At 61.4% G+C, this 12,709-nt stretch carries 10 protein-coding genes and 1 pseudogene; 10 read left to right on the top strand and 1 reads right to left on the bottom strand.

Annotation, left to right across the window (positions count from 1 at the left end; translation table 11 throughout):
* Window positions 1–449 precede the first annotated feature (449 nt).
* From L4G42_RS25750 to pepN, 6 genes are read left to right on the top strand one after another with little or no spacing between them, the layout of a single operon-like run.
* Window positions 450–1,340, top strand: coding sequence for an NAD(+) kinase (locus L4G42_RS25750; RefSeq protein ID WP_037011709.1), 891 nt, complete (start codon window positions 450–452; stop codon window positions 1,338–1,340).
* A complete protein-coding gene (locus L4G42_RS25745; protein ID WP_237253019.1) occupies window positions 1,340–2,311 on the top strand; it encodes a metallophosphoesterase in 972 nt (323 codons plus the stop codon). The genes L4G42_RS25750 and L4G42_RS25745 overlap by 1 nt, the downstream gene beginning before the upstream one ends.
* Complete coding sequence (locus L4G42_RS25740) at window positions 2,308–3,180, top strand: rhomboid family intramembrane serine protease (protein WP_237253018.1); 873 nt, start codon at window positions 2,308–2,310, stop codon at window positions 3,178–3,180. Before L4G42_RS25745 ends, L4G42_RS25740 begins: the two co-directional genes overlap by 4 nt.
* Window positions 3,181–3,209: 29 nt before the next feature.
* Complete coding sequence (locus L4G42_RS25735) at window positions 3,210–3,470, top strand: YeaC family protein (RefSeq protein ID WP_074888021.1); 261 nt, start codon at window positions 3,210–3,212, stop codon at window positions 3,468–3,470.
* A complete protein-coding gene (locus L4G42_RS25730; protein WP_237253017.1) occupies window positions 3,467–4,297 on the top strand; it encodes a DUF2797 domain-containing protein in 831 nt (276 codons plus the stop codon). Before L4G42_RS25735 ends, L4G42_RS25730 begins: the two co-directional genes overlap by 4 nt.
* Window positions 4,298–4,326: 29 nt before the next feature.
* Window positions 4,327–7,023, top strand: a complete 2,697-nt coding sequence (pepN, locus tag L4G42_RS25725; RefSeq protein WP_237253016.1) for an aminopeptidase N — start codon at window positions 4,327–4,329, stop codon at window positions 7,021–7,023.
* 108 nt (window positions 7,024–7,131) lie between these two features.
* On the opposite strand, the pseudogene L4G42_RS25720 reads toward pepN, so the two are convergent.
* Window positions 7,132–7,245: pseudogene (locus L4G42_RS25720) on the bottom strand (aldehyde dehydrogenase family protein); the annotation flags it as partial.
* A 21-nt stretch (window positions 7,246–7,266) separates the two neighbouring features.
* On the opposite strand from L4G42_RS25720, the gene L4G42_RS25715 reads away from it, so the two are divergent.
* From L4G42_RS25715 to L4G42_RS25700, 4 genes are all read left to right on the top strand, one after another.
* On the top strand, window positions 7,267–7,566 hold the full coding sequence (locus tag L4G42_RS25715) for a hypothetical protein (RefSeq protein ID WP_237253015.1): 300 nt from the start codon (window positions 7,267–7,269) through the stop codon (window positions 7,564–7,566).
* Window positions 7,567–7,796: 230 nt separating this feature from the next.
* Entirely contained in the window at window positions 7,797–8,753 is a 957-nt protein-coding gene (locus L4G42_RS25710; protein WP_237253014.1) for an omptin family outer membrane protease, read from the top strand.
* Between the two features lie 310 nt (window positions 8,754–9,063).
* On the top strand, window positions 9,064–10,176 hold the full coding sequence (locus L4G42_RS25705; protein WP_237253013.1) for a WD40/YVTN/BNR-like repeat-containing protein: 1,113 nt from the start codon (window positions 9,064–9,066) through the stop codon (window positions 10,174–10,176).
* A 26-nt stretch (window positions 10,177–10,202) separates the two neighbouring features.
* Window positions 10,203–12,584 carry an efflux RND transporter permease subunit gene (locus tag L4G42_RS25700; protein WP_237253012.1) on the top strand — a complete coding sequence of 794 codons (2,382 nt, stop codon included), beginning with the start codon at window positions 10,203–10,205 and terminating at the stop codon, window positions 12,582–12,584.
* Window positions 12,585–12,709 lie beyond the last annotated feature (125 nt).

Below are 12,709 nucleotides of genomic sequence, written 5' to 3'. Positions count from 1 at the left end.
TCCCTCGATGATCAGTCGAGAACTATCGCTCCCGAAGGCGCATTAGTCGAGATACAAGGAGCCGGCTTGCTGGCGAACGGGGTGTGTCAGCCGTCCTCTGTGCCGAACCTGCCGACGTCTTCGCGGGCAAGCGCGCTCCTACAGGTTTTGTGCCCGACGCCGATTGCGTGTTTGACGTAAATCTGGTGTAGGAGCCGGCTTGCTGGCGAACGGGGTGTGTCAGCTGTCATCTGTGCCGACCCTGCCGACGTCTTCGCGGGCAAGCGCGCTCCTACAGGTTTTGTGCCTGACACCAATTGCCCATTTGACGAAAATCCATTGTGGGCGCCGGGCCTATATTTGCTGAGGCGCGGAGGGGACGGCGCTGTGGGAAGATCGCCCCATTTGCCGCACCCGACCCCTTCGCCCATAATCGCGTTCTTTACACGCATCAAGCCTGCGGGAGCCCCATGGAGCAATTTCGAAATATCGGCATCATTGGTCGCCTGGGCAGTACCCAGGTGGTGGAGACCGTTCGCCGACTCAAGAAATTCCTGATATCGCGGCACCTGCATGTCATCCTCGAAGACGCCATCGCCGAGGTCCTGCCGGGGCATGGTTTGCAGACGTCTTCGCGCAAGATGCTCGGTGAAGTCTGCGACATGGTCATCGTCGTCGGCGGCGACGGCAGTCTGCTCGGCGCCGCCCGTGCGCTGGCCAAGCACAACGTGCCGGTGCTGGGCATCAACCGTGGCAGCCTGGGCTTCCTCACTGACATTCGCCCCGACGAGCTGGAAGTCAAAGTCGCCGAAGTGCTCGACGGCCACTATCTGGTGGAAAACCGTTTCCTGCTGCAGGCCGAAGTGCGCCGTCACGGTGAAGCGATCGGGCAGGGCGACGCGCTCAACGACGTCGTGCTGCACCCCGGCAAATCCACGCGGATGATCGAGTTCGAAATCTACATCGACGGCCAGTTCGTCTGCAGCCAGAAGGCCGACGGCCTGATCGTTGCGACGCCCACCGGCTCGACGGCCTACGCGCTGTCGGCGGGCGGCCCGATCATGCACCCCAAACTCGACGCCATCGTCATCGTGCCGATGTACCCGCACACGCTGTCCGGCAGGCCAATTGTCGTCGATGGAAACAGTGAGCTGAAAATCGTTGTCTCAAAGGACATGACGATCTACCCACAGGTTTCCTGCGATGGCCAGAACCACTTCACCTGCGCGCCGGGTGATACCGTGACCGTGAAAAAGAAGCCGCAGAAGCTGCGACTCATTCACCCGCTCGATCACAACTACTACGAAGTCTGCCGGACCAAACTCGGTTGGGGCAGTCGGCTTGGCGGCGGGAGCGACTGATGCTCGATCCCGCGCGTGGCTACGATCTGATCGGTGACGTGCATGGTTGTGCCCAGACCCTTGAGCACTTGCTCGACACCCTTGGTTACCGCTTTCAGGCCGGCGTCTGGCGCCACCCTGAACGCATCGCCGTGTTCCTCGGCGACATCATCGACCGCGGCCCGCGCATTCGCGAAGCGCTGCACATCGTCCGTGACATGGTCGAGGCCGGCCAGGCGTTCTGCATCATGGGCAACCATGAATTCAACGCGCTGGGCTGGAGCACGCCGGCGCCTCCTGACAGCGGCCATGAGTGGGTGCGGGAACACACGCCGCGGCATGCCCGCCTGCTGGGCGAAACCCTGGCGCAGTTCGAGCAGTATCCGGGTGACTGGAACGACTTCCTCAAATGGTTTTACCAGTTGCCGCTGTTCATCGATGCCGAGCGCTTCCGGGTCGTCCACGCCTGTTGGGATGCCAGCCTGATCGAGCCGTTGCGCAGCGTTCACGGCGACGGTCGCATCGACCAGGCCTTTGTGCAGGCGTCGGCGGAGCCCGGCAGTTTTGCCTGCGCGGTGTTTGATCGCCTGCTGCGCGGCACCGACATGCGCCTGCCCCACGGCATGACCCTGACCGGTGGCGACGGCCTGACCCGCGCCTCGTTCCGCACCAAGTTCTGGGAAGACGACCCCCAGACCTACGGCGACGTGGTGTTTCAGCCTGACGCGCTACCGGAACCGGTGGCCCGGCGACCGCTGTCCCCCAGCGAGAAAAACGCGCTGCTGCGGTACGGCGCCAATGAACCGCTGTTGTTCGTCGGCCATTACTGGCGCAGCGGCATTCCCGCGCCGATCCGCCCCAATCTGGCGTGCCTGGATTACAGCGCCGTGCTCTACGGCAAGCTGGTTGCGTACCGGCTGGACCAGGAAACCCACATCGACCCGGACAAGTTCGTCTGGGTCGACGTCACCCGACCGGAGATAGGTCAATGAGTCCGGTTGCTGTAATGCGTCTGCCGTTGAACACCGACCTCAGCGGTTTCGTCGAACTGTTGCGGCGCCTCAACGTGCCCCATCGGGTGAGCGAAGAGGCCGGCGAGCAAGTGCTGTGGGTGCCCGATGCACCGCAACTGGCCGATGACATTCGCCAGCTGTATCAGCAATACCCTGAAGGCGACCCGACGGCGCAATTGCCCCCGGGCCGCGAAGTGGTGGCCGTGAGCCGGCCGAGCCCGTTGGTGCAAGTGCGCAACAGCCCGGTGACCAGCGTGATCTTGCTGCTGTGCCTGATTGTCGCGGGCGTGACCCTGCTCGGCGACAACTTCGAGGCCTTGAGCTGGCTGACCTTCAACGACTTCCGCATCAACGGCGAGTACGTCAGCTTCCTGCCGGTGGAAACGTCGCTGGCGGCGGGGCAATGGTGGCGCATCGTCACACCGATGTTGATTCACTTCGGTGTGCTGCACCTGGTGATGAACGCGCTGTGGTTCTGGGAGCTAGGCCGGCGCATCGAAATGCGCCAGGGCAGTTGGCAGTTGCTTGGCCTGACCCTGGCGTTCAGCGCGTTTTCCAACTACGGCCAGTATTTCTGGAGCGGCCCGAGCCTGTTCGGCGGCCTGTCCGGCGTACTGTATGGCTTGCTCGGTCACTGCTGGATCTTTCAATTGCTCGCCCCCAACCCCATCTATCGTCTACCGCGCGGTGTTCTGGGGATGATGCTGATCTGGCTGGTGGTGTGCCTGTCCGGTGTCGTCGGCGTGCTCGGGTTTGGCGAAATCGCCAACGGCGCCCACGTCGGCGGACTGATCATCGGTTGTGCTACAGGTCTTGTGGGCGGTGCACTGGCCCGCCGCAAACATTAGAATCGCCTGCTTAATTCTGGGAGAACCCAATGTCCTCTTTTGTCGAAATGATCGAAAACATCACCCCGGACGTCTATGAAAGCCTGAAGCTGGCGGTGGAAATCGGCAAATGGTCCGACGGCCGCAAGCTGACCCAGGAACAGCGTGAGCTGTCGCTCCAGGCGCTGATTGCCTGGGAAGTGCGCAACGTGCCCGAGGACCAGCGCATCGGCTATATGGGCCCGCAAGAGTGCGCGTCGAAGTCGGCGCCCGTGCCCAATATCCTGTTCAAATCGGACTCCATTCATTGATTGAAATCGGCAGAGGCTCCGTCAACAAAATGTCCGCGCGGCTTGAGGCCTCGCGGGTGGAATATGCGTTCCGGCTGGGTGATTCACAGATCCCGGTCAACCCGCTGATCGGCAAAACCGTGCGCCTGGAATACCTGGGTGCGATTCATTGCAGCCATTGCGGCCGCCGCACCAAGACCAGCTACAGCCAGGGTTATTGCTACCCGTGCATGCTCAAGCTGGCGCAGTGCGACCTGTGCATCATGAGCCCGGAGCGCTGCCACCACGAGCATGGCACCTGCCGCGATCCTGCATGGGGCGAGCAGTTTTGCATGACCGATCACGTGGTCTATCTGGCCAACTCGTCGGGCGTCAAAGTCGGCATCACCCGCGCCACCCAGCTGCCAACGCGCTGGCTGGATCAGGGCGCCAGTCAGGCGCTGCCGATCGTGCGCTGTGCCACGCGACAACAGTCCGGTTTTGTCGAAGACCTGTTCCGCAGTCAGGTGGCCGACCGCACCAACTGGCGCGCGCTGCTCAAGGGCGACGCGCCGGCGGTTGATCTGAAGTCGATGCGTCAGCAACTGTTCGAGTCCTGCGCCGAAGGCCTAGTCGCGCTGCAGATGCGCTTTGGCCTGCAGGCCATTCAGGTGATGAACGATGTCGAGCCCGTCGAGATCCGCTACCCGGTAGAGGCCTATCCGACCAAGATCGTCAGCTTCAATCTGGATAAGGATCCGATCGCCGAAGGCACCCTGTTGGGCGTCAAAGGGCAGTACCTGATCTTCGACACCGGCGTGATCAATATTCGCAAGTACACGGCGTATCAACTCGCCGTGCATCAGTAGCCCGTATTAGCAGAAGAAGGGACAACACTATGCGCACCGACCAGCCGAAAATGATTTACCTGAAGGATTATCAGGCGCCTGAGTACCTCATTGACGAGACCCACCTGACGTTCGAATTGTTCGACGACCATTCGCTGGTCCACGCGCAGTTGGTGATGCGCCGCAACCCGGAGCGCGCCGCGCTTGCTCAGGGCGCGGCCTTGCCACCGCTGGAGCTCGACGGCCAGCTGCTTGAGCTGCTGTCGGTGAAGCTGGCGGATGTCGAGCTGTCCGAAGGCGACCTTGCACAGAGCGGCTACCAGCTGACGTCCGACAGCCTGACCGTGCAGCCGAAGTCCGAGACCTTCACTCTGGACACCACCGTGAAGATCCACCCGGAAACCAACACCGCCCTGGAAGGCCTGTATAAATCCAGCGGCATGTTCTGCACCCAGTGCGAGGCCGAGGGCTTCCGCAAGATCACCTATTACCTCGACCGCCCGGACGTGATGAGTAAATTCACCACGACCCTCACCGCCAACAAGCAGGCCTTCCCGATCCTGCTGTCCAACGGCAACCTGATCGCCGCCGGCCCCTCCGATGACGGCGACCGCCACTGGGCGACGTGGGAAGATCCGTTCAAAAAGCCGGCCTACCTGTTCGCGCTGGTGGCCGGTGACTTGTGGTGCATCGAAGACACCTTCATCACCATGAGCCAGCGCAAGGTCACGCTGCGCATCTTCGTCGAACCGGAAAACGTCGACAAATGCCAGCACGCCATGGACAGCCTGAAGAAGTCCATGCGCTGGGACGAAGAGGTCTACGGCCGCGAATACGATCTGGACATTTTCATGATCGTCGCCGTCAACGACTTCAACATGGGCGCCATGGAGAACAAGGGCCTCAATATCTTCAACTCCAGCGCCGTGCTGGCCCGCGCCGAAACCGCCACCGACGCCGCCCACCAGCGCGTCGAAGCCATCGTCGCCCACGAGTACTTCCACAACTGGACCGGCAACCGTGTCACCTGCCGCGACTGGTTCCAGCTGTCGCTGAAAGAAGGCTTCACGGTGTTCCGTGATTCCGGCTTCTCCGCCGACATGAACTCGGCCACGGTCAAGCGCATTCAGGACGTTGCCTACCTGCGCACCCACCAGTTCGCCGAAGACGCCGGCCCCATGGCACACGCCGTGCGCCCTGACAGCTTCATCGAGATTTCTAACTTCTACACCCTGACCGTGTACGAGAAGGGTTCGGAAGTGGTCGGCATGATCCACACGCTGCTGGGCGCCGAGGGCTTCCGCAAGGGCAGTGATCTGTACTTCGAGCGCCACGACGGCCAGGCCGTGACTTGCGACGATTTCGTCAAGGCCATGGAAGACGCCAACGGTGTCGACTTCACACAGTTCAAGCGCTGGTACTCCCAGGCCGGCACGCCGCGCCTTGTGGTCAGCGAGTCGTATGACGCTGCCGCGAAAACCTACAGCCTGACCTGCCGTCAGAGCACGCCGACCACGCCGGGCCAACCGGGCGATCAGAAGCTGCCGTTCGTGATCCCGGTCGCCATGGGCCTGCTGGACGCCCAGGGTCAGGAACTCCCTCTGCGCCTGCACGGCGAGGCACCGGCGGTAAATACCTCCCGGGTGCTCTCGGTGATCGAAGCCGAGCAGACCTTCACCTTCATCGACATCGCCGAACAGCCGCTGCCGTCGCTGCTGCGCGGGTTCTCGGCGCCGGTGAAACTGAGCTTCCCGTACAACCGCGATCAGTTGATGTTCCTCATGCAGCACGACAGCGACGGCTTCAACCGCTGGGATGCCGGTCAGCAACTGTCGGTTCAGGTGCTGCAGGACCTGATCGCCCAGCACCAGAAAGGCGAAGCGCTGGCCATGGATCAGCGTCTGATCACCGCGCTGCACACCGTGCTGACCGACGAAAGCCTGGACCAAGCCATGGTCGCGGAAATGCTCTCGCTGCCGGGCGAGGCGTACCTCATCGAGATCAGCGAAGTGGCTGACGTCGACGCCATCCATGCCGCGCGAGAATTTGCCCGCCAGCAACTGGCCGACAACCTGTGCGACGCGCTGTGGCAGCGCTATCAGACCAATCGCGAGTTGTCGAAGCAGACGCCGTACGTGGCCGCGTCCGAGCACTTCGCTCGCCGTGCGCTGCAGAACATCGCCCTGTCGTACCTGATGCTGACCGGCAAGCCGGACGTGCTGGCCGCCGCCATCGACCAGTTCGACACCGCCGACAACATGACCGAGCGCCTGACCGCGCTGGCCGTGCTGGTGAACTCGCCGTTCGACGCCGAGAAGGCCAAGGCGCTGGAGGTGTTCGCCGAGAACTTCAAAGACAACGCGTTGGTCATGGATCAGTGGTTCAGCGTGCAGGCGGGCAGCACTTTGCCCGGCGGTCTGGAACGCGTTAAAGCGCTGATGCAGCACCCGGCGTTCACCATGAAAAACCCGAACAAGGTGCGTGCGTTGATCGGCGCCTTTGCCGGGCAGAACCTGATCAACTTCCACGCGGCGGACGGCTCGGGCTATCGCTTCCTGGCCGATCTGGTCATCGAGCTGAACGGCTTCAACCCGCAGATCGCCTCCCGCCAACTGGCGCCGCTGACCCGCTGGCGCAAGTACGACAGCGCGCGGCAAGCGCTGATGAAAGCGGAACTGGAGCGCATCCTCGCCTCGGGCCCGCTGTCGCCGGACGTGTATGAAGTGGTGAGCAAAAGCCTGGCGTAAGTCGGGCGGATGTCGAAAAGGGCTGTCCGTTTGCGCGGACAGCCCTTTTTTATGGCAGCGGTTTCATGGTCTTTAGGCGGTTCTGAGGGTCGCTCGACCAGATGCGGATCAGGCGTTGAAGCTGATAATCGCCTTGGTCTCCAGATACGCTTCAAACCCCTGCACGCCTTACTCTCGGCCATTGCCCGAGCGCTTATAGCCGCCGAAGGGCGCCATCACGTTCGGCAGAACGGGCGGTTCAAGGTGGTTGGCGAGCATGACCCGGCGGACGCGGAAATTCTTCTGACCGTCAACAACTGGGGATTTGCGTTGACCCAGGGGTTTAGCAGCGTCGTTTATCCGACGATCACTGTCACTGGCAGCATGAAGCGGGGCGACCAATTGATCTGGCAGCGAACCGAATACATCTCAGCCTTCAATGGCGGCAACACGTTCGGCTATGAGCCCAAACGTTACCGCACGGAGCCGGAGCTCTTACGCACTGCCCTGGATGGCATCTCAAAAATCGTTGATGAAGCCATCGTGAAGGACTTGAGCCTTTAACGCTACGGATGATTAAAGAAGCCTAGATCGAACGTCCGAGAGGTGCGCCGGACCGCCGTCACTCACCGCTCGCTTGTAGGCAATTTCCCAATACCAACGTTTAGCTTTCACGCAATTCCTTCAGATCCGCCCGGCAGAGATTTCCTTCGCGGCGCTTCATCCTTTCGCTCCTTGTCCAGCGGCGTGCGGCGCTGGACAAAATTCTCAATAAGAAGAGTGCGGAGTGGGTGATGAAGGGTAGGAAGGCGTTGGTGTGGCTAGGGCTGGCTGCGTTGGGAACCGAGGCGTTGGCCGAGGCGCAGACGACCCGCGAGGAGCAGCTCCAGCTGGGGGCGGTTGGGGTGAGTCTGGGTGTCGGGCTGCTGAATGGTCAGGCGCGGGAAAAGGTCTACGACGTTGAAAGCGGTCAGAAGATCAGCCAGTTGAACTGGAGCATTAAGCAGGTGCCGACGCTGCATCTGGGCCTGAAGTACCAGCCGATGGACTGGCTTTCCCTTGATCTGAACGGCTGGACGCGGATGGGGAAGGGTGACGGGCATCTGAAGGATTACGATTGGGAGGACGAGAACGCCGGCTGGAGTGACTATTCCGATCACCCGGACACTCATGTCACCAAAGCCTGGCAGGCCGATTTCGCCGCCACCGCCTGGGCGCTCAAGCGTGATGATCTGGCGCTGGGCGTGATGCTCGGTTATCAGCGCAACCAGTTCGGTTGGCAGGCGAGAGGCGGGCGCTACACCTATTCGTCGGATGAGGGGGTCCGCGATGAGTCCGGAGAATTCCCGGCGGGGCAGAAAGGCATTTCATATCAGCAGACCTACGACACGCCTTATGTGGGTCTGGTCGGTCTCTACCATTTCCGCAACTGGACGCTGGAAGGCAAGTTCAAATACAGCCAGTGGGTCCGAGCGCGAGATCACGACCGGCATCATGTCACCGGCGTGACCTATGACGGTGACTATGGCGACAACGGGCGTATGCAAAGCCTCGCGGTGGCGCTGAGCTATCGCGTGAGTCCGCATCTTTCGTTGAGGGCGGGTGTCGATCATCAGGTGTACGCCGAGGCGAAGGGCAGCACGCTGATCAAGGACACCCACAGCGGCGAACGCTTCCGTATCGCGGGTGACGCGGGCAGCCAGTCCGCCAGGACGACGATGTCCACCCTGGCGCTCACTTACGCCTTTTGAGCCATGCCGCAAACCGTGCCGCAACCCGCACCGAATTTGCGCCGCCCGGTGCGGTTTTCGCCTGAGTTGAGGTCCCACGGCCCATATAGACTCCACACGGTGGGTCCGCTCAATCACTCCCAGTGATAACGCGCCAATCAGCGCCCCGTTGCTTAACAAAAGATAACGTCATGTTGATTGTCATACGTTTCCAAAGCTGACTAGGATGGGGTCGCTTCGGTGAGGCCACGTCCCATGCAGGCTAGAGCGTCTGCGCGGTTGAAACGGCCTTCTGAAGAACCTAATAAAAATAAAGGAAGGGGTTAGCTCCATGCGTGAGCCCGTCATTCGGCGCACTCGGTTTGCGGTCATTCGGGGCCATCTCAGCGCCCGGACGCTTTTCAAGAGCCTGCCTCTCCACGCTGCGCTGTCGCTGCTTATCTCCCCGATCTTTTGCGGCGCTGCGCTCGCTGCTGACAGCACGTCCGCCGCCGCACCCGGCGACGCCCCTGCGAACGCTGGCGATTCCGCCGCTTACGCCCTTGAATCCGCGAAAGCCTCCCGCAGTCTGCTGCTGGACGTGACCCATGCCGGCAAACGCATGGTGGCGGTGGGAGATCGCGGCCACATTCTCTACTCCGACGACCAGGGCAAAACCTGGAGCCAGGCCAAAGTGCCGACGCGCCAGATGCTCACGGCGGTGTATTTCGTCGATGAGCGACATGGCTGGGCGGTGGGGCACGATGCGCAGATCCTCGCCACCAGCGATGCCGGCGCCACATGGGCCAAACAGTTCGAAGACCTCAAGCGCGAAGCACCGCTGCTGGATGTCTGGTTCAAGGACCTGACCACCGGGATCGCCGTGGGCGCATATGGCGCGGTGCTGGAAACCACCGACGGCGGCCAGCACTGGGAAGACATCGGCGACCGGCTGGATAACGAAGACCAATTCCACCTCAACGGCATTGCGTACGTAAAGGACGCCGGCCTGTTCGTGGTCGGGGAACAGGGCAGCATGTTCCGCTCCCCGGACGACGGCCAGACGTGGGAGAAACTCGAAGGCCCTTATCAAGGCTCGTTGTTCGGTGCGCTCGGCACTGCTGAATCCAATACGCTGCTGGCCTACGGCTTGCGCGGCAACCTGTTTCGTTCGACCGATTTCGGCACCACCTGGGAGCCGGTCCCGCTGCAGGGTGAGCGCGGCCCGCTGGAGTTCAGCATCGCCAATGCCTCGCTGATGCCGGACAACTCCATCGTGCTGGTCGGCAACGGCGGCAGCGTCATGCGCAGCACGGACGACGGCGAAAGCTTCACGGTTGCCAATCGCCCCGACCGGCTCTCGCTGTCCGGGGTCGCCGAGGACGACAAAGGCAATCTGGTTCTGGTGGGACAGGGCGGCGTTCGCGTCACCTCGCCGACGGGCGCTGACAGCGCTCAACAATAAGAACAAGCAGGCGAGGACACGTTTCCATGAGCAACCTTCAACACCATCACGACAAACCGACGCGCCTGGAACAGTTGATGTTCAACAACCGCAAGACGGTGATCGGCATCTGCCTGCTGGTCAGCGTCTTCCTGTTCTGGCAAGCGACCCTGGTGCGTCCGTCCACCAGCTTCGAAAAAATGATCCCTCTGGGCCACCCGTTCGTTCAGAACATGATGGAGCACCGCAACGACCTGGCGAACTTGGGCAACACTGTGCGCATCTCGGTCGAGGCGAAGCAGGGCGACATCTTCTCCAAGGAGTACATGGAGACCCTGCGGCAGATCAACGACGAAGTGTTTTACATTTCCGGCGTGGATCGCTCCGGGCTCAAGTCATTGTGGAGCCCCAGCGTGCGCTGGACTGAGGTAACGGAGGAGGGCTTCGCCGGCGGCGAGGTGATTCCGCAGAGCTACGACGGCTCGCAGCAGAGCCTCGACAAACTGCGCAATAACGTTCTCAAGTCAGGGCAGGTCGGGCGTCTGGTGTCCAACAACTTCAAGTCGAGCATCGTCGATGTGCCGCTGCAGGAGTTCTACCCGGACCCCAACGACCAGAGCAAACTACTGCCGCTGGATTACCGTCAGTTCTCCCACCAGCTTGAAGAGAAGATTCGCGACAAGTACGAAGCGCAGAACCCCAACGTCGAGATTCACATCGTCGGTTTCGCCAAGAAGGTCGGCGACCTGATCGACGGCCTGATCATGGTGGTGATGTTCTTCGGCATCGCGTTCCTGATCACGCTGGTTCTGCTGATGTGGTTCACCCGTTGCGCCCGCAGCACCATCGCGGTGTTGAGCACCACGTTGATCGCCGTGATCTGGCAGTTGGGCCTGATGCATGTGGTGGGGTTTGGGCTTGATCCCTACTCGATGCTGGTGCCGTTTCTGATCTTCGCCATTGGTATTTCCCACGGCGTGCAGAAGATCAACGGCATCGCCCTGCAATCCAGTGACGCCGACAACGCGCTTACGGCTGCACGCCGTACGTTCCGCCAGTTGTTCCTGCCGGGGATGATCGCGATTCTTGCGGACGCCGTCGGCTTCATCACGTTGCTGATCATCGACATCGGCGTGATCCGCGAGCTGGCCATCGGCGCGTCCATCGGCGTGGCGGTGATCGTGTTCACCAACCTGATCCTATTGCCGGTGGCGATTTCCTACGTTGGCATCAGCAAAAAAGCCGTGGTGCGCAGCAAAGAGGATGCCGTGCGCGAGCATCCTTTCTGGCGTCTGCTGTCGAACTTTGCGGCGCCAAAAGTCGCCCGTGTGTCAGTGACGTTGGCGCTGGTCGCGCTGGTGGGCGGCCTCTGGTACGGCCATAACCTGAAGATCGGCGACCTCGACCAGGGCGCGCCGGAATTGCGGCCGGACTCGCGCTACAACCAGGACAACAGTTTCATCATCAACAATTACTCGACCAGTTCCGACGTGCTGGTGGTGATGGTCAAGACGCCGCCCGAGGGCTGTTCTGCGTATCAGACGCTGTCGGCGATGAACGAGCTGTCGTGGAAGATGGAAAACACGGCCGGGGTGCAATCGGCGATTTCGCTGGTGACTGTGTCCAAACAGGTCATCAAGGGGATGAACGAGGGCAACCTGAAATGGGAGTCGTTGTCGCGCAACAAGGACGTGCTGAACAGCTCGATTTCTCGCGCTGACGGTTTGTACAACAACACCTGTTCCCTGGCGCCGTTGCTGATTTTCCTGAACGACCACAAGGCCGAAACCCTGGATCGGGCCGTGCATGCGGTGCAGGAGTTCGCTCAGCAGAACAACAAGGACGGACTGGAATTTCTGCTCGCGGCGGGTAACGCCGGGATCGAGGCGGCCACCAACGAAGTCATCAAGCAGGCCGAGCTGACCATTCTGATTCTGGTGTACGTGTGCGTGGCGGTGATGTGCATGATCACCTTCCGTTCATGGGCGGCGACGCTGTGCATCGTCCTGCCGCTGGTGCTGACGTCGGTGCTGGGTAACGCGCTGATGGCGTTCATGGGCATCGGCGTGAAAGTCGCCACGCTGCCGGTGGTAGCGCTCGGCGTGGGGATCGGGGTCGATTACGGGATTTACATCTACAGCCGACTGGAGAGTTTCCTGCGGGCGGGTCTGCCGTTACAGGAAGCGTATTACCAGACGCTGAAGTCCACGGGCAAAGCGGTGTTGTTCACCGGCCTGTGCCTGGCGATTGGGGTGTGCACCTGGATCTTCTCGGCCATCAAATTCCAGGCCGACATGGGCCTGATGCTGACCTTCATGCTGCTGTGGAACATGTTCGGCGCCCTGTGGCTGTTGCCAGCGCTGGCGCGGTTCCTGATCAAGCCGGAGAAGATGGCGGGCAAGGTCGGGAACTCGCTGTTCTCACATTGACCACACGCGGAGCCCTGGTAGGACCGGCTTCAGCCGGGAAGAGGCCGGTTTGACCACCATCAATTTGGCGGTGTGACGACTAACGCTTTCCCGGCTAAAGCCGGTCCTACAAGATGCGCGCGGTC

The sequence above is a fragment of the Pseudomonas petrae genome (assembly GCF_021728295.1).
Taxonomy (GTDB): domain Bacteria; phylum Pseudomonadota; class Gammaproteobacteria; order Pseudomonadales; family Pseudomonadaceae; genus Aquipseudomonas; species Aquipseudomonas petrae.
Note: the sequence above shows the minus strand (reverse complement) of the source record. Positions and strands in the feature narration are given on the sequence as shown.